Source organism: Streptomyces sp. DvalAA-43, from assembly GCF_900091725.1.
Classification (GTDB): Bacteria; Actinomycetota; Actinomycetes; order Streptomycetales; family Streptomycetaceae; genus Streptomyces; species Streptomyces pulveraceus.
Window position 1 is genome coordinate 1 of sequence record NZ_FMBW01000007.1, and the last position, 17,671, is coordinate 17,671.

15 protein-coding genes and 1 pseudogene are annotated in these 17,671 nt (G+C 66.0%); 4 read left to right on the forward strand and 12 right to left on the reverse strand.

Annotated elements, in window-relative coordinates; genetic code table 11:
• The first annotated feature begins 366 nt into the window (after positions 1 to 366).
• Complete coding sequence (locus GA0115234_RS01865; RefSeq protein ID WP_141718368.1) at positions 367 to 825, forward strand: hypothetical protein; 459 nt, start codon at positions 367 to 369, stop codon at positions 823 to 825.
• Positions 826 to 877: 52 nt separating this feature from the next.
• Here GA0115234_RS01865 and GA0115234_RS01870 read toward each other — a convergent pair whose 3' ends face one another.
• From GA0115234_RS01870 to GA0115234_RS01930, 12 genes and pseudogenes are all read right to left on the reverse strand, one after another.
• Positions 878 to 2,104 carry a NucA/NucB deoxyribonuclease domain-containing protein gene (locus GA0115234_RS01870; protein WP_161275539.1) on the reverse strand — a complete coding sequence of 409 codons (1,227 nt, stop codon included), beginning with the start codon at positions 2,102 to 2,104 and terminating at the stop codon, positions 878 to 880.
• Positions 2,105 to 2,882: 778 nt separating this feature from the next.
• Positions 2,883 to 3,350 (reverse strand): hypothetical protein, encoded by a 468-nt coding sequence (locus GA0115234_RS01880; RefSeq protein WP_093539055.1) that lies wholly within the window; start codon positions 3,348 to 3,350, stop codon positions 2,883 to 2,885.
• Positions 3,351 to 3,539: 189 nt separating this feature from the next.
• The gene (locus tag GA0115234_RS01885; protein ID WP_093539056.1) at positions 3,540 to 4,166 is read right to left on the reverse strand and encodes a hypothetical protein; all 627 of its coding nucleotides are present in this window, start codon (positions 4,164 to 4,166) and stop codon (positions 3,540 to 3,542) included.
• 426 nt (positions 4,167 to 4,592) lie between these two features.
• Entirely contained in the window at positions 4,593 to 6,437 is a 1,845-nt protein-coding gene (locus GA0115234_RS01890) for a glycoside hydrolase family 15 protein (protein WP_093539057.1), read from the reverse strand.
• Positions 6,415 to 7,515, reverse strand: coding sequence for a hypothetical protein (locus tag GA0115234_RS01895; RefSeq protein ID WP_093539058.1), 1,101 nt, complete (start codon positions 7,513 to 7,515; stop codon positions 6,415 to 6,417). Before GA0115234_RS01895 ends, GA0115234_RS01890 begins: the two co-directional genes overlap by 23 nt.
• Before the next feature lie 201 nt (positions 7,516 to 7,716).
• A complete protein-coding gene (locus GA0115234_RS01900; protein ID WP_093539059.1) occupies positions 7,717 to 8,646 on the reverse strand; it encodes a thiopeptide-type bacteriocin biosynthesis protein in 930 nt (309 codons plus the stop codon).
• Between the two features lie 73 nt (positions 8,647 to 8,719).
• Positions 8,720 to 10,834: pseudogene (locus GA0115234_RS01905) on the reverse strand (lantibiotic dehydratase family protein); the annotation flags it as partial.
• A 53-nt stretch (positions 10,835 to 10,887) separates the two neighbouring features.
• Positions 10,888 to 11,028 carry a hypothetical protein gene (locus GA0115234_RS42135; RefSeq protein ID WP_161275541.1) on the reverse strand — a complete coding sequence of 47 codons (141 nt, stop codon included), beginning with the start codon at positions 11,026 to 11,028 and terminating at the stop codon, positions 10,888 to 10,890.
• 45 nt (positions 11,029 to 11,073) lie between these two features.
• On the reverse strand, positions 11,074 to 11,988 hold the full coding sequence (locus tag GA0115234_RS01915) for a DUF3825 domain-containing protein (RefSeq protein WP_161275542.1): 915 nt from the start codon (positions 11,986 to 11,988) through the stop codon (positions 11,074 to 11,076).
• 180 nt (positions 11,989 to 12,168) lie between these two features.
• The gene (locus GA0115234_RS01920) at positions 12,169 to 13,374 is read right to left on the reverse strand and encodes a cytochrome P450 (protein WP_093539063.1); all 1,206 of its coding nucleotides are present in this window, start codon (positions 13,372 to 13,374) and stop codon (positions 12,169 to 12,171) included.
• Between the two features lie 151 nt (positions 13,375 to 13,525).
• Positions 13,526 to 14,140: a hypothetical protein gene (locus GA0115234_RS01925; protein WP_093539064.1), complete on the reverse strand. Its 615-nt coding sequence runs from the start codon at positions 14,138 to 14,140 to the stop codon at positions 13,526 to 13,528.
• A gap of 220 nt (positions 14,141 to 14,360) precedes the next feature.
• The gene (locus tag GA0115234_RS01930) at positions 14,361 to 14,855 is read right to left on the reverse strand and encodes an ATP-binding protein (RefSeq protein WP_093539065.1); all 495 of its coding nucleotides are present in this window, start codon (positions 14,853 to 14,855) and stop codon (positions 14,361 to 14,363) included.
• A gap of 162 nt (positions 14,856 to 15,017) precedes the next feature.
• On the opposite strand from GA0115234_RS01930, the gene GA0115234_RS01935 reads away from it, so the two are divergent.
• From GA0115234_RS01935 to GA0115234_RS01945, 3 genes are all read left to right on the forward strand, one after another.
• Positions 15,018 to 16,424 carry a helix-turn-helix domain-containing protein gene (locus GA0115234_RS01935; protein WP_093539067.1) on the forward strand — a complete coding sequence of 469 codons (1,407 nt, stop codon included), beginning with the start codon at positions 15,018 to 15,020 and terminating at the stop codon, positions 16,422 to 16,424.
• Positions 16,421 to 17,308 carry an aminoglycoside phosphotransferase family protein gene (locus GA0115234_RS01940; protein ID WP_093539066.1) on the forward strand — a complete coding sequence of 296 codons (888 nt, stop codon included), beginning with the start codon at positions 16,421 to 16,423 and terminating at the stop codon, positions 17,306 to 17,308. Before GA0115234_RS01935 ends, GA0115234_RS01940 begins: the two co-directional genes overlap by 4 nt.
• Positions 17,309 to 17,500: 192 nt before the next feature.
• Positions 17,501 to 17,671: transposase (locus GA0115234_RS01945; RefSeq protein ID WP_176729044.1), on the forward strand; the 171-nt coding region annotated here is incomplete at its 3' end.

Below are 17,671 nucleotides of genomic sequence, written 5' to 3' on the forward strand. Positions count from 1 at the left end.
ACGGATAGGCAAGCACACGAAGCTCCTGGCGGACACAGGTGATCTTGGTCGAGAACCCGTCTACCAGGAGCTTCACCCTTACGCAGCACTGTCCAACTCACAGTCAGCCAAACCAGCTTGGGCACATCGCATGGTCCTGCGTCGAACTGCGCGAGCACACGCTTGCGTAGACGATCGCCGGAGCTGTCATCGGGGCCGGGGCCGCCGAAGTCGCCTTTGCGGCGGTCAGCGGCGGATAGCGCCTGATCCGGCCGAGAGCTACGGTCAGTCAGTGCGCGGCCGCAGATGTGCAGAAAGCCCACTGCGAAAGCGCGAGGTTAGAGTGTCGCTTGATCTTTTCTGCCGACCGAGGAATGGAGTGCTTTCGTGGCCTTATTGGTTCGAGAAGCCGTGCTTGACGTAAGTGTTTCCTTCAACAGTTTCGCCTTCCAGGAGTCGGACGATAGCTTGGTCCCGGTGCCGTACAACCAGGCATATGAGCGAGGCGGCTTCCTGACTCAGCACTCGCGCAGAATTGATGTGTACAGCGGCGCGCATACGCACGACGCTGAGGTGCGGGTGCGGGTCTGGGACATGGAGCCAGAGACGAGTGGTGGGCCCTGGGACAAGCAGGATGAGGTCGACTTCGAGTCGGTCACCGGGGATGTCGCGATCTGGTCGACGGTCCATGGCCGCTTGCCTGATCTGATCAGCCTGGGCGCCCCGGGCCGGTGGCGGGTCCGGGTGAGCTGTTCAGGTAGGGCCGAGGCCAAGAAGGTGTCCGAGCAAGAAGGTGTCGCCTACGGCGTGGAGATGTACGTCGTCGACTTCTGGCTCCAGCGGTGACGAAGCGGGCTCGCCCCAAAGGGTAATACTTAGGGCGAGCCCGCATCCTCAGTCAGTTGATCTTGACGATGAAGCCGTCTTCCGGACCGTCAATCACTCGGTTGTTCATGTAGAAACCGCCGAGCAGATTGCCGGCGGCACCGTTTGCATCGCCATCCAGGGGCATTACGGAGTAATTCTTCCTCTCTACGTGGACGTCGTACTCCTCAATGGCGGATCCCTGATAGGTAGAGGCGAAGGGAAATTCGTCGCACTCCTTGCCTCCGTCGGCGTACTTGTCGCCCCAGGAGCGCTTGCACTCGCGGACCGCGACCGCCCGGTTGCGTGCGTACCGCTTCTTGTCGAGGTAGAGGCGGTTCAGGGGCTGGGTCTCGGTGTCCCCGGGGACGTCCTTAAGTGCGTTGAGCGGCTTGGTCGCCTTGGGATTCGTGAAAGCCAACTTGATGTGATCGGCAACGGCCTTCTCCGGGGCGCCGGGCTGGGAGCTGTATTCGAGCGTGGCGATCATGCTGAAGGCCGCTCCCCCCTTGTTGGCAGGGTTACCTGCTCCCGTGGAGTTGCGTAGGTAAGGGGCGGAGTCCCAGCGGGGGGCGAACATGAACGGCTTGCCCGTGACAGGGCTTGTGCCCACCCAGCCGACAGGCAGCGTGCTGGTGATCTCGGGTTGGTAGACGGCGTACACGAGATCCATGGGCGCTCCGCCCATGCCCTGACCCGGCGCGTAGCGCAGAGTGTGGGTGTAGTGCGGTGCGGCCTTCATCTGCGGCCATGTCTTGGTCACCGGAAGGGCTTTGTTCATGACGGGCTTGGCTTTCGAGGGAGAGGTCATGGGGACGACTCCCTTCAAGCCGATCTTCAGGCCGGCGACACCGGTGGTGCCCACGGCGGTGAAACCGGTGACGTCGTAGTCGAAGGACATGGTGCGATCGGCTTCCTTGGGCACCGACCCGCGAATGTACACGTAGTAGGTGCTGGTGCCGACCGATCCCTTGCTTGTGGCCCAGACGGTCGTGACCTGCTGAGCTGTGCACACCGCAAAGCGGGACTTGATGTAGACCTGTGCGGTGCCGCCCATGTTCTTCTTGCACTCGTTCAGCGTCATCGAACGGGCGGGCTCGGGGTAGCTGATCGTGCCCGCTGCCAGCGACGTCGGTACCGCGGCCCGGTTGAGGGGAGCGGTGGCCGCCGGGACAGTGGCGCGCTTGCCGTAGGCGGCAGCAGGGCCGACGACCTCCTTCGGCGTAGTCGCCGCGGTGGATGTCCGGGCGGTGCTGGCCATGGAGCGCAGTGCACCGGGGGAGCGTAGTGACGCCGGTGAGGGCACCGGAGTTCCCACAGGCAGGACAAGGGTCTGAGCCGTCATCGTGCCGGAGTCCGCGGCCCCCGCAGGGCTTGCCGTCGGCAGTAAGGAGGCCGTTGCCGCCAGCATGGCGATGACCAGATGGCGCGTGCGCCGTACGGAATTGATGGTGTTCCCCCTGGGAGGTGGATCGAATTGTGTGATGCCGCAGCGATCTCCGTCCGCAGCCTTCACCACCCTCTCCGATTGAATGATCAAACATCCAGGCAGTGGAATCACGATGTCCTGAAGTCGAGCAAGGCTGATCAAATAGCCGATCGTCCATAGTGATTCGCGAATGACACCTGGACGATTAACACGGGCACCGCATGGCCAACGGGACGACGGTGCACTTCACCTGCGGCTGCTCCTCACGTCCAGCGATCTCCGACACGGAGCCGTTTCCAAGCTGGTTTTGCTGACTGCGAGTTGGACAGTTCTGCGTAAGGGTGAAGCTCCTGGTAGACGGGTTCTCGACCAAGATCACCCGTGTCCGCCAGGAGCTTCGTGTGCTTGCCTATCCGTCCTAGATCGATCTGTCCAGCCGCACTCTGCGGTTCCTGACGGGGCAACTGGCCGTGAGGAGTCAGGAGATCGGAACGCGGTGGCGACGTCTCTCCGCTGCATGCCAGGCCCTGCTCGCCCCGGCTCGTCTGCGGTGCGGTGACACCTACACCACGCATAAGCGTGGGGCTGGAAAGCGCTCACGGTTGCCGGGTCAGGTCGGCGACGGCGTCGGTACATCGATGGCCGTCAGGACTCCGTATGCGTGACCGAGGCGGATCAGGTGCGCCTCGTTGCCTGCACCCGCCTTCGTCATGAGGCGGGCGGTGTCGCCCGCGAGGTCGAACTGGTCGATCCGTGCGTGTTTGGCGATGGCGGCGGCTGTGTGGTGCAGAGCGTGGGCCTGCCACAGCAGCCGTTCCTGCCCGTCGAACGGTGCTGGCGCTGACAGCGGGTCAGGAAGGGGAAGTTCGCCCGTCGCGAAGCCCATCTGCACTTTGACCGGAGGCTTCTTGGCCTGCAGCTTGTGGCCGATCCGGGTGGAGTGGGCGCTGAAGGTGGCTTGCGCCATCTTCAGGTTCGAGGAGCCGACCGCCGGCGCACGACCAAGGGAGATCTCTTGGAGGACCCGTCGCTCGGTGGCGGTCAGGGGGGTGATGACGGGAGCGTTCTGCTGGGTCATGTGCATCTCCGGGTTTCGGTGGGTGGGTGCGGGTGACGGGGAGGGGCCTGCGGCTCGCGGAGGCTGGCGGTGCGCAGGGTGGCGTCCGGCCGGTCGTCGTGCGAACCACCTGCTCCTGCGGCCGGAAAGCCTCGGGTATCCGGCCCTTCAGCCGTTTCGATCTGGGAGAGGGGATCTTGGACTCATGTGTCACACGGTCGGTTTCCGGTGGGGGTCTGCCGGGTTCATTCCTCGATTGATAAGGGCGCGGTAGCCCCTGCACCGGTCAAGAGAGGACTCCACGAAATCTGCTTCGATTGCGAACAGAGGCACTATGCGCAGCAGACCGACTTCGGCGACCGGGGCGGGGAACCGGAAACCGTAGACCGAATCCCAGTCGATGAGCACGGCCGTTGAGAACTGCGGGAAGAGCGGGAGGGACACATTCGTCAGGATCTCTCCGTTGCGGAAGGGGAGGCGGCTCTCCAGCGGTGCCGAGGCCAAGTGGGCCAGCCCCTCGGCCAGGGCGGCAATGGAGGCTCCGTCCGGCTCTCCTTTGATTTCCATGGCCAGTTCGCATGGGAAATCGGCGCAGAGGGGCTCCGAGCCGAATCCGGCAGTGCCCAGCATCGTCAGGTTGTCCGTGGGTACCAGTTGTTCGGTTTTGTCCGGCAGATAGACCACCATGGCGACCTCACTGGGGGGCGGCCCCGTTCGGGAGAGGCGCAGCGTGCGCGTCGGCAGGTCATACATTTCCGCGTACGCCGCGAGGACCGAAGAGACGAACTCGTGGCGTGCGCTTGGCCGGCGGGCCACTTGCTGCTGACTTGGAATCATGCTTGTCCTGTTCGGGTCGGTTGGCCGAGGGTGGTATTTGGGCAGGCTGGTGCATGCCGGTACGCGGTAGCCGGTAGACGGGCCCCTCGCGGCACACGTCGGCCCCGACGCGTAGGGGCCTGGGCGTGTTCGCCGGTGACACACCAGCCCGGCGTGGCCCATTCCCGGGCTGCTCCCGCTACCTGGCAGCCAGGTCGGCGATCTACCACGGTCCTCGGGGCTGCGAACGGGGGCTGCTCGCGCAGCCACCGCAGGAGCGCTGCCAGGTCGTCGGCGCGATCGCTGAACACCGGTGAGGTGGGCCGCACCGGCCAGGGGGTCGGTGGTGTGCAGTGGGGGAAGCGGAAGTGGACGGCGTCTACGGTGCCCGCCTGGACGACAGCGCCGAACTGTGGCCCGCCCAGGGTGTTGTTGATCTCGATGGACTCAGGCACGAGCTTGCGCCGCTTGCAGGGCGATTGCCGCTTCGACGGCGCCGATGTGGCTGAACCCTTGCGGGAAGTTGCCGAGCTGGAGCTTCGTGACGGGGTCGTATTCCTCGGCGAGGAGGCCCACGTCGTTGGCGACGGCGAGGAGTCTGTCGAAGAGGGTGCTGGCCTCGTCGTGCCGGCCGATCGCCACCAGCGCTTTCACGAGCCAGAACGTACAGATCAGAAAGGTTCCTTCGTCGCCGGGAAGTCCGTCCGCACCGACGCGGGCGCCGGTTGTCGGGTAGCGGTGCAGGAGGCCCTGGGGTGTGGCGAGTTCGCGTTGGACGGCTTCGACGGTGCCGATCGCACGCTTGTCGTCCGGTGACAGGAATCCGCTCAGGACGAGGTGCAGGAGGGACGCGTCGAGGTCGTGTGAACCGTAGGACTGGGTGAAGGTGTTGCGTTCCGGGTCGTAGCCCTGCTCGCAGACGTCCCTGTGGATGAGGTCGCGTTGCTTCTGGAGGGCGGCGATCTTGGTCGCGTGGTGGTGGGGGCTGCGCTGGAGCATCGTGATGGTGCGGTCCAGGGCGACCCAGGCCATCACTTTGGAGTGGACGAAGTGGCGGCGCTTTCCGCGGATTTCCCATATGCCGTCGTCGGGCTCCTTCCACAGGCGGCAGACCTGCCGGGCCATGGAGAGCAGGAGTTCCAGGGTGCGCTCATCAGGACTGAGACCGGCGAGGTCGGCGAGATACAGTGCGTCCGCGACTTCGCCGTACACGTCGATCTGGAGTTGCGTCGCGGCGCCGTTGCCCACCCGTACGGGGCGGGAGTCTGCGTAGCCGGGCAGCCACTCCAGTTCCCTTTCAGGCAGGTCGCGTTCGCCCGCCACCCCGTACATGATCTGGAGATTCTCTGGATCGCCGGCGACGGCCCGCAGCAGCCACTTTCGCCAGGCGTCCGCTTCGTCCAGGTGCCCGGTGCGCAGCAGCGACGACACGGTGAAAGCGGCGTCGCGCAGCCAGGTGTAGCGGTAGTCCCAGTTCCGGGAGCCGCCGATTTCCTCGGGCAGGGAGGTGGTCGGTGCAGCGACGATGCCGCCGGTCGGCGCGTACGTCAGGGCCTTGAGAGTGATCAGCGAGCGCATCACGGCCGCCTCGTGCGGGCCGCGGTAGGTGGTCTTCGCCGTCCAGTCTCGCCAGAACCGCTCGGTGGCCTCCAGAGCTGCCTCCGGCTCCGGTTTCGGCGGCGGTGTCGTGTGCGACGGTCCCCAGCTGAGAGCGAAGGCCGCCCGCTGCCCGATCTCGATGGTGACGTCGGTGACGATGGTGCCGTCGTGGGCGTGGGTGGTGATGGGGGGATCGGTGACGGTGTCCAGCCAGAGCGAGTCGGGGCCCGCCGTGGCGACGAGGCGGCGACCGACGTGCATCACAGACGGAGTGACCCGGCCGTATCCGGGCCGGGGACGCAGCGTCGATCGCATCGCCACCCGGCCGGCCACGCCCTCGACGACACGGATCAGCCGTGGCGGCCCGTCAAGCGGCGGCATGAAGTCGGTCACTCTGACCGTTCCGTGCGGGGTGTCCCACTCCGACTCCAGGATGAGGGAGTTGCCGCGGTAGCGGCGGCGGTCCGCGGACGGCGGCTGCATCCCATTCGCCTGTGCTGGCCCCAGGCGCCAGGAGCCGTGCTCCTCGGTACCCAGCAGCGCCGCGAAACAGGCATGCGAGTCGAAGCGGGGAAAGCACAACCAGCCCACTGAGCCGTTCCGGCGGACCAGAGCGGCGGAACGCAAGTTTCCGAGAAGCGCGTACTCCCCGATGCCCCTGACGGGCGGTTCAGCAGTGATGGCGATGGACATGGCGATTCCTCTGCTGCGTCGGTGACTTGGTGAGCGGTGTGGAGCGGCGGGGACGGCTGGTGTATTTCCCGAGTACGGCTTTGACCCGGTCGAGCCGCAGTCCCATCCGGATGGCGATGACGCCTGGGCTCTCGCCTTGAGTACGTCGGTAGAGAATCTCTGCCGTGGTGCGGTCCCTGTGCTGGTAGATACGCATGACAGCAGTGACGTCTGCGACCGGGACTCGCAGGTCTGCGGCGATCTCGGAGGCTCTCTGGCCTTTGGCGGCCCGCACGAATATCTCCTGCTGGCGTCGCTGCCACGGGTCCTGCCCCGGGATATGCAGGGGGGCGGCGTCCGGGTCCGGTACGTCGAGGATGTCCTGCCCGGATTCCCAGAGCCGGGCCAGTGCGGCGCCCGCACTGATGTGCAGGACATCGGCAGTGGCCCGACTTGAGGCCACGCGCCGGTAGACGGCGACCAGAGTCCTGGTGTCGATCCCCAGCGGGTCCGGGTTCACCCGCGCCGGGAGGCCCGCGCGTGCGAGGTGATGTTGGACGAAGCTGGACGAGCGGCCGGTGAGCTTTCGGATGTGATCGTTCTTGTAGCCCTGCAGATGAAGGTCCACGACTACAGAGGCGGGCAAGGGAGTCTTCGGACGGGCGAGGATGATGGGCTCCGGCCGCACGGGCGCGCCCGCGTCCAGAAGCCGATTGCGCGCTGTGCCGACGGAAATCCCGAGGTCCCGGCCACAGGCTTCGATGCTCAGTCCGCTCTTACGCAGCTTCACCAGACGTTTTACATCCACCTCCGTTTCCAAAGACGGTCCGCGCTGGCGCAGTTGCACCCCTGTGCCGAGCAGGATCTTCCGTGCTTGCCCGTACGAGTAGCCGCAGAGCCAGCCGACCCGGTCGATGCTGAGCTTCAGGTCGTACAGGCGTTTCATGGTGACTGCGATGGGGGCTTGTGATGGACGTGGATGGGCCTCTACGTCCACGCCCTCGGCGAGCAGTGCCGAGCGGATCACCTCAGGTGTTTCGCTGTAGATGTTCGTCAGGCAGGCCAGCGAGTATCCGGCCGACTGGTGGAGCACTGCCATTTCTGTTGCTCGGGTGGCGCGGCCTCGTCCGGCGGTTGGCTCCGGTCTGCGGGGCCGGAACTCGGTGATTCCGTCATCAGAGGGGGTTGATATAGCGGGCATGCCTTTCCTTCTGGGCAGCTTGGACGACGGAATGGGGATCGTCGGTGGTAGGCGGGGAGTGGTTCTGCGACGGGCAGCGGTGAGCGGGTTGTTCGTTGGTCAGGCAGGGCGCCGGTCTGCGTTGCGTGTGGCGGCCAGCGCCACGGACCGTGCCAGGTGCCAGGAGGTGGCATTGGTACTGGGCGTGTCCTGGGTGAGGCGGAGATGGGCGTCGAGGAAGCTGCGGAGCGCGGTGTCACTGTCCGGGCCGGTGCGGATGTGTCCGAGTGCGCTGCGGTAGTCGCCCAGGGCGGTGTGCCGTTGATGCCAGAGGTCGGCCAGCTCATGGCCGCCGGGGATGCCGTTCAGGCCGGTCCAGTCCTGGCCGGGGCCGACGAGCAGCCGGGTCTGTTCCAGGAGGGTGCGGGGGAGAGGCTGAGTGGTGCGCGGTTTGGGCTGGGCCGTGAGCCACGCAAGCCCGTCCGCGGTGCGGCCCCAGAAGCCGGAGGCGATGGCTATGAGGTTCGCGGCGGTGAGTGCTCGGGTGTCCAGGCTGCGGATCGTGGCGAGCTGGTGTGCGTAGGCCCGTGTGTCGGCGGCCAGTACGTCCTCCGCGGCCCGCAGCGCATCGCCAGTGCCCCACTGGCCCAGGTACGGCCGGTAGGGGGCGATATCGAAGTCACCCAGTACCCCTGAGCCGACCAGCTGCTTCGCCCACTTCCCGAGGGCCCGCGTCGCGCCGGCGGCTGTGGCGGTGCCGGGGAGGCGGACCGTCAGCACAGTGTGGGGACTGTCGCCGTCGTCGTGACTGACCCACCAGGTGGGCGTGCCGAGGCTGGTCAGCAGGGCGGGTATGTGCTCGGCGAGAAGCGCGCGCCTGGTCTGGGGCTGGCAGAACAGCCGGGCGTTCAGGTAGGGGGAGGCTCCGGGCAGGTGGGCGCTGTCGCGCCCGTGGACCGGCATGGTCCGCACGGGCGGGGCGTGCCGGTGCGGTGGAGGAGAGGAGCGTGACGATCTCGCTGTGGCGCCCGGCCCAGCCGAAGGCATCATCGGGTTCTGCCTCGGTGAGCCGCAGCTTCCCGAGGGGACGAGGCTGGTCGAACTGGCTGCGGAGCACCGCCAGATGTGCAGGCTCGTCGAGGGACAGTCTGAGCCGGCGGTCGAAATACTTCAGATACACCGTGGCGGGCAGCTGCCAGCGCTTGCGCAGCGTGGCGACGGCGTCTTCCCACTGCGCGGTGGACGCGTCCTTCCCTGGCAGGCCGGAGTGGGCGAGGCTCCAGGTGGCAGGGCTGAGGATGCTCCGCCCGTACCGGACACGGGGCCACAGAGGCAGATGATATGCCGCGCCCCAGTCCCATGCGGCCAGGTCGCCGCCCTGGGTGCCGACGCGGGCGCACTGGCCCCGGACGAGCTCGTCGAGGAACCGCGCCAAGGGCGGGGTATGGCACTCCAGATGCAGTGAGTGAGGGATCGCCGCTTCGAGGTCCATTCCACGGGATCGGGAAACCAGGTGCAGTTGGTTGTCGTGGTGGGTGACGGCGAGGTCGGACAGGGGAATGACGTCGCGGTCGGCTGCCCGGTGCTCGGACAGGGAGATCACGGGTGCGACGAGCCGCGGGGTACGTGTGATCTGTGCGGCCCCGCTGTTCAGCGGCGGGAACGACATCTGGACCGGCAGGGCACGCTCTGCCAGGGTAGGACGACAGGCGAGCGCGCCGAGCAGGTCGCTCGGGGAGCCGTTGTCGGCGAGCATGGCGGCGAACCGACCGCCCGACAGGTGCGCCCATCCGCGGCTCGTGCACCGCACGGCTAGCCGGAACCGCCCCGCATCCAGGTCCGCCGTGCTGGCAGCGTGTACCTCGGCCAGCATCTCGACGTGCGGGGGCGCATCTGCTGGTACGTGTGTGTCGACGGAGAGCTGCTCGATAGCCGAATCGTTCAGCTCGATCTCCTGTTCCTCGGCCACGGCAAGCTGGGCGAGGGCGAGGAGCGTACGGTCACGGCGCGTGGGTGCGGAGCGGGGAGCACGCGGTGTGCCGAGGAAGTTCTCCGGGAGCCCCAACCCGGTGCCGGGATTGACGAGGTCCAGCAGCGGCACGAGCACGTCTGATCCGTACCGCTGTTGGAACCGGTCGCGGTAGCGGACCCAGGCCACAGTGCCGTGCGGCTCTGGGCTGGTGCGCGCCAGGACCTCCATGGCGGTCTCCGCCTCCCACGCCACGGCACGGGGCACAGTCAGTGAGGCGTCGAGGTGGAGGTCGATGGTGAGGGGCGTGGTCGCGGGGCTGTGTTCCCGCATGCGGGAGTGCAACTCCGCCCGTAAAGGAGCTCCGGCCTCGGGCGGCTGCTGGTTGTGGGTGTCCAGCAGTTCGTGGATGCGGCGCAGAGACTCGACGAGGTCGGCGGTCTGCTCGATGCGGTCCGCACCGGCGCGTTCCAGCTCCGTGAGGAGGTGGCCCAACGCGTCGGTGACGGTGCCCGGGGACTGGAGGCTGGATATGAGGACGCGGGCATCGAGTAGGACATCAAGCAAGTCGCGGGCGGCGGACCGGGCCATGCCGGGATGGGCAGTCGTCAGAACGCCTACCAGGTCCTGGTAGGCCACGGGAAACGCCGTGACAGCGGCGACCGCGGTCTTGACCTCGGCCGTGTGCCGGAGCGAGACCTCCCGTAACTCCGTGCCGGACGATCCGAGAGGGCGCTGCGTCACGACGAGCCGGGAACCACGCACCTCGACGGCATTGTTCGTGATCAGGTGCAGCCGGCTCCGGATCTCGGGTACCGCCTCCAGCTGCCGGACGAGGTCGGCCAGCCACTTGCCGTCGGCCCGCGCGACGGCCCGGTGCCCGGTACCCCAGGTCACCTGGGTCCGCGAGCCGAACTCGCCCTCGGCCACGCCGGCGAAGAGACCGAAAGGCATGGTCCTGTACGCGGCACGCAGCATGTATCCGGTCAGGGAAAGAACCAGGCCCCGGGCCGTCGCGGCGTCGAGCGGGCGGACGCCGGGGTCGGCCAGGGCGTCGAGAGCCCGCGCCAGATCAGGACTCGCATGCCGGACCGCGTCCGCGAACCCCGCGGCGCGCCACGTCTCGCGCATCCAGGCACACCAGGACCGCACACCGGCCGGTGTGACGTCGGCCAGGTCCGGCCACGCAGGGCCGGGCAGGCCAGGGTGCAGCACGGTTCGTACGAGAAGCGTGCGGTGGGCGCGGAAGCGCGGTCGGCCGGAACCCATCTCTCTTTTCCTCTTTCATCAGGTGCTGCTGTCGCGGTCGGGTCGTGGGCACGTCAGGGGTCGCCGAAGAACTGCTCCAGGGCCTGTGCGGTACCGGGGACCTCGACGTCCTGGACATCAAGGCCATGGAGAGCGTCGTGGCGGGGTTCGGACGACGACGGGCTGGCCGGTCCGGGCGAGGACGACGTGGGCACAACGGTGCTTTCGGACCGGGAGGGGAGCCGGCCGGGCACGGCCACTCAGCTGCACTCTCTGGTGGTGGTCAGCCAAGAGGCGCACGGCCTGGCCACAAGACGCGCTCGCCTGTACGCCCGGTCCATCGAAATAACCTCTGACGCCTGGTAGCTCTCGGGGCCACGGGATACCGAAAGGGCTGCGCAGGGTATTTCCGGGTCGGTGAAGAACATCGGCAGCAGAAGCTGGATCTCCCCCTTCGCATGATTCCACGAAGGGACAGCCGTGCCAGGGTTTCGCTTGGCCATTTTGAGCGACCGTGCAACCGCAGCATCCACGGCGAGCTCAATCCCGTACGGAATCTCCCGGACGGCGTTCGGGAACTGGCGAGAAAATGACTGTGCAAAATAGTAGGAACTGAACCGCAGGGGTCGATTCCAGTCAAGAAAATACTCGCCCGGTTCCATCGAATAGGCGGCCGGTGCCGGGAGTTCAGCGAAGGAGCTCAGCTGCTGGTCGCCGGACACGTGCCAGCCCCTGAAATACCAGGGCGGGTTGTCAGTGTGCGTATTCGGTACGAAAAGGCCGTAGATGTCATCCTGTCGCGCCGTCACAAGCCCCGAATTGAAGACACTCAATAGGCTTTCGGTGTCCGGAAAGACCATTTCCTCGAAAATGGCTCGATCGAACCGCCGATGCACGTAGTACCTGAGCACACCGAGATCATCGGAGGGGTCGGGCGTGGGCCCACCCCAGTCCTCAGATTCGGCTATCCTTTCAAGCCGGTCGAAGATATCAGGGCTTCCCGAATTCGACTGCCGCTCCTGGTACGTGCGGACACGGCCGAGCGATGCATAAGTGTTCAGCGTGTCCAGGGCGAAATCGACGTGACCGGCTGCGTCCGTGCGGCTGGATGGCTCCCGGTTGCTTCGGTTTGCAGCTTCAGCGAGGGTTGACGGGCTTATGTTCTGGGTGGTCAAGATTTGAGATTCCTTGCAGGCGTAGTAGGGGAACGCTGGGGCGATTCGGAGGCGGAAATCAGGTACCAGGCCCACGCCGACGCCTTCGACGGCCGTCATCGTGGGCCGGTCGGCAGCCGCCCTGCGCGGAAGCCGTGCGGTCGGCCGTCGAGCGGTGGAACAGCTTGTCGCTGCGCAGAATCACTGCGGCTGCCTGGATCCGATGAGCGGCCCGGTCAACTGGGCGGCGATGGGAACACGCGACCAGCCGCGCAACACGTTGTTCAGCATCCGATTTGCCTCGCCTGCCGGTGAGAGGCGGATGCACCGGGACGCGAGAGCTTCGAGCAGTGTTCGGCCCTGCATCAGGGCCAGCGGGACGCCCGCGCACGCGTGCCGGCCCGCGCCAAAAGCCAAGTGATCACGGGCGTTGAGGCGGCGGATGTTGAACGTGTCGGCGGCGACACCCCACTTGTCGGTATCGCGGCCGGCCGACCCGTACAGCAGCCACACCTGCTCGCCGGCCTCGATCCACGTATCACCCAGCCGCACCCTCTTGGCGACCAGGCGCCCGAATCCCTGTACTGGCGCCTCGCGCCGCAGCGCTTCGTGGATGGCATTCTCGGCGAGTGAGGTGTCCTGGCGAAGCAGCGACCACTGTTTGGGGTGGTGGGCCAGCTGGCGGATGGCCTCGGTGAGACCAAGGACCGTGGTGTCCATCGCGGCCACGGCGTACGCGGACGCGAGAGGGATCGCGTCGGATTCGTCGAGCTCGCCGCCGTCGACCGCACGGTAAATGGCTCCCAGCCACGAATCCTCTGCAACGGTGTCGCGGGTGACGGTGTCGTGGAGGAAGGGGACAATCGCAGTCGCCAGGGGCAGGGCCTGCTGGTAGCGGGGCCCGTCGGGACCGCAGACATCGAAGAAGGCGGCCGTCCTCTTGCCGAGCTGGGGCCATACCTCTTCGGGCAGTCCCATGAGCCGCATCACGGTGTCACCTGCCATCTGCCGGGACAGCGCCGCCGCGTCGAACGTGCCGGAACAGTCGATGCGCTCGTCGACGAGGAGGCCGGCACGAGTGCGGAGCTCCTGGCCCAGCTGCTTGACGGAGCGGGCGGAAAGCTGCTTCGACAGCACCCGCCGCAGCCGCACATGCCGGTCGCCGCCGGAGGACAGGACCGTTCCGGAAAGAATCTCCCGGTTGGCCAGGTCGGTGAGAGCGATCCCGTCCGAGACGAAGTGCTTGCTGTCATGCAGCACCGCACGTACGTCCGCGTACCGAGGGATGGCCCACACGTCCTGCGTGATGAGCCGTACCGCCGGCCCCATCGCGCGTAACGCGGCGTAGGCAGGGTACGGATCACGAAGATGAGCGGAGCCGAACAAGTTGAGAGATGTACTCGCCATCAGACAGATTCCCTTGAGTTCTTGATCCCATTGATCAGGCGGAGCAGTAGGCGATGGCGAGCACGGCGAACATGCTCACGACGAGCAGGAACTGGGCGCTGATCTGTCGCCAGCCCCAGCCCTGCGCATCCATCCACCGCACAGGACGCCTTCAAGTCGGCGCAGCCGGTTCTTCGGGAACCACAAGGTGGACGCACGCCTGGTACCGCTCGCCCAGCTCCTTGATCACAGCGTGGTACTCGCCGTCATCGGAACTGATCTGGTGCCGGTCGAGGACAATCACGCCATCCGCGAAGCCGCCTCGGATCAGCCGCTCGACCTCCCCCCAGCCAGGCCGTGCCCACGGCGGCGTGTAGACGCCACGGCCGACGCGAGACCCCGGCAAGTACGTCGTGGCCGCAGGGACAGCCACGTCGTGGAACCGCGGCCCCATCACGTATCCACGCTGGTCGGCCTCGGCCTGGAGGGTGCTCCAGTCCTCATCCGGACTGGCTCCCCTTCCCAGCACCAAGCTGTAACCCAGCAGGCGGAGTTCGCGACCACCCGCGCGATGTACGCGCCTTTTGGCGGCCAGATGGAACTGCTGACGGAGCCGAAGAAGCTGTCCACTGCTCGGCGGGCGCTCCAATGACGCGGGCCACACCCGGAGCCGAGCGCTGTCAGCGCCCGTCCAGTTGCTGGACGCCGACATCTCCGGCGCCAGATCGCGGTGGGCCGCGTGCGCCAACGCGCCCGATCTGCAGCGGATTTCGCTATGCGGCGACATGAAGGAGCCTCCGAACGTCGTGATCGAATTGGGTGATTGGCGACTGCCATCCCTGGTACTGCCACCAGCCGCTGGGGGAGACCGAATTGGGAAGCGACGACCTGGGCGTGCGGTGACGCAGGCCGCCAGCGGCGACCGCCTACTCCGTAGCCGGCCTTGCGCGCCCTGCCGAGCACCTCCTGCGGCGGACATCGGTCGCTTGTGGTGGACATTGCGCGCATCATGAGTCTGCGGGGCCCGTGTTCCGTGGGGCAGGACTTGCGGGATCCGCAACGAAGAACCACACGTCCTTGCCCTGGCCGGACACTGCTACCGAGAACTCATCGACCAGCGCCCTTACGAGATCCAGGCCACGCCCTCCGGAGTCGAGAAGAGCTGATGGCTTCCGCGTGATCGGGCGAGGATCCTCGTCGCGTACGACCGCAGTCACGCCTCCCGGAACGTGTTGGACGAGCAGATTTGCCGAGGGAAGTCTGTCCTCGCCCGGGTTGGTGTGCACCAACACATTGGTCAGCAGCTCGTTCACGGCGAGGAGCACGACTTCTATGATCTCAGCGCTGACGTCCCACCAGGCGAGGTGGTGGCGTACTACGCCTCGGGCAAGGCCCAAGTGTCTGTCTTCAAGCTGGAACCGCATGTCGAGCTGGCCCCGGCTGCTTCGCGAGGCGGCACGGGGGAAGTGGCCCGCGCCTGGGGTTTCGAGAAGTGTGCTCATCGGTGCTCCAACCGTTGCGCCGGAAGCCCTACATCGGGGAACGGTCGCGGTGTCTACTGGGACCGAACCGATCAGCAACCATTGAGGCAGAGTGCGCGTTCGTCGCGCAGGTTCTGATGCCGAGAGCCGAAGAGTTCGGCATCGCGAGGATGGGAAGTGAACATGCCGCAGCCAGAAAAGCCGCTCAATCCGGGAGCCTCACCGCAGGAGTGGCTCGGGAGCGAGTTGCGTCTCCGTCGTAAGGCTGAAGGCTTCTCGGCCAAGTCGCTGGGGAGGTTAGTGCAGGTGAGCGATGACATGATCTTGGCGATCGAGAAGGGGCAGTATCCCGCGTGTCGACTGGAGGTCGCCCAGCGTCTGGACCGGGTACTAGGGACTGGCGGCGTCTTCGAGCGGGCATGGCCGATGGCTTTCGGCAACCGGGATGCCGATAAAAAGCGCCCTGATGCCGATAACCGCTCTTGCAGGGGGGCGGAGGCGAAGGTTCAGGTACAGCGAGGCCGCATCCTGGGCAGAAATGAAGTACCTCCTCGCCTTGGGAGCTCTGAGCCCGTGGACCGACGTGCGTTCCTCCAAGTCAGCGGCCTGGCGGCCATCACACCCATAGACCTCGCACAGGCAGCTTTTGCGCCAACCGAGATGACGCTTCCAGCCTCGATCGGCGCCCAGGACGTCGTCCAGGTCCAGGAAGTGGCTACTGCAATCAGCGGATGGGACAACAAGTTCGGCGGTGGAGGCATGGTCGGAGATGTCGCCGGCCGTGCAATGCAGTGGGCCGCGGGACTGCTCGGGGCAGCGTGTCCAGAGCACATTCGTCCCGGCCTCCTCGCAGCTGTCTCAAGGCTCGGCATCGTCGTCGGCGCCTCGGCCTTCGACACCTACAACCACCCTTACGCCGCAGGGACGTTCCTCTTCGCTGCAGACCGCGCCGAAGAAGCCGGGGACTGGCACCTACGAGCCAAGGCGTACTCGTATCTCGCCAGGCAATCCGTGTGGCTCGGCCAGCCGGACGACGGGCTGACTCACGCTGAGAAGGGCCTGGTGCGCGCCGATCGGCTTACGGCTACCGAACGTGCGATGCTCCACACTGCACGGGCGAGAGCTTTCGGCAAGATGGGCAACGTCCGAGACTGCATGGCTGCCGTCGGAGAAGCCGACGAGGCATTCTCCCACGCCCGTCCGACTGACGATCCTCCGTGGATGGCTTACTACGACGAGGCCCAGCACAACGGCGATACAGCGCACGGCCTGTTCGACCTCGTCATCCTCGCGGATCAAGACCCGGGTAGGGCGGCACGCCGTTTCGATACCGCAGTGAAGGGACACTCGGACGCCTATAAGCGATCCAGGGCCATCTCGCGCACGAAGCTTGCTGCGCTCATCATGGCCAAAGGCGATCCACGCCAAGCGGCTGCTATTGGGCACGATGCTCTGGACGAGGTCGGCCGACTCACCTCTCGTCGGGCAGCCGACGATCTACGACAGCTCGGTGCGTTTGCCGCCAAGCACAACAAGGTGGCGGAGGCCATCGTCCTGCAGGAACGCATTGCCACTACGGTCTCTGCATGAAGAGCTCGGTATCGGCCCACGCTCGGGAAGTGCTCAAGCAGGCATGTCTGGCTGCTGGCCTCGATCCCAAGGGTGCCGAGGTTATCCGACTAGCCGAGAACCAAACATGGCGACTGCCCAAGCACCGTATCGTCGCCCGCATCGCGCGGCCCGGACAGTCTGCTGCGGCGCTCCGGGAGGTACAGGTCGCCCAGTGGCTGACGGCTAACCACGTGCCAGTAGTCCACCTCGCCGCCATTCGACAGCCAGTTGAGGCTGCGGGCCATCCCGTCACCTTCTGGGAGGAGCTGCCGCCTAACCGGCATGGCAGCCCGACGGAGAGTGCTCAGCTCCTTAAGCAACTTCACGCCTTGGCGGCCCCCAATTTCGAGCTTGGGTACTTGAACCCCTTCGTGCGCATCAGTGAGCGCTTGAGCGTGGCAACGACTCTTCACAATAGAGACCGTGATTGGCTCAAGGGGCTCTATGCGGATTTGAAGAGCGCGTGGGCCGAGCGCCCATCGGGACGTGCAGATTGCGTCGTGCATGGAGATGCCTGGCCCGGCAACCTTATCCACAGCGCTGAAGGCCCGCTGCTGATTGATCTGGAGCGCTTTTCCTTGGGGCCACCCGAATGGGATCTCGTCTCGACAGCCGTACGGGCCCGGACCACTGGGGCGGCTACGTCGGCTGAGTACGACGAGTTCTGTGCAGCATACGGGTATGACGTTACTGAATGGGGCGGATATCCCATCCTTGCGGGCATCCGGGAACTCCGCATGGCTACGTATGCTGCCCAACATGCTAAAGGCAACCCAGAGTGGGCTGACCAGGCCCAGCATCGCGTCGATTGCTTGCGTGGCCGCGAAGGGGCGCGGCCGTGGAACTGGAAGGGAATTATGTAATTACCTGCCGGAGGGGAAGATTCATATCCTTGATCCGAACTCAAAGTATTTCGGATCAATAGCAAACCGCTGATCAAGGAACATAACCGCTCACCTTGCCCGTCGAGGTGAAGCAGACGTTCGTAACCTGGATGTCGGCACGCTGATGCCGTAGGCGAGGCCGGGAAAGGTCTGTCGTGGTTTCCTGCTGGTATAAGGGCGGATGAACTCGCTTTGTGTCGTGGCCGGTTGGAGAAGTTCGCCGGGGAGGTGTTCGCTTCGCTGAGACGCGCTGACCAGCGGGCGAAGGGCCGGTTGTATCTGCGAGGTCTGTTGCTGGACGGGCGTCGGAAGTCGATGCAGCCGATGGTGGGGCGTCTGGGC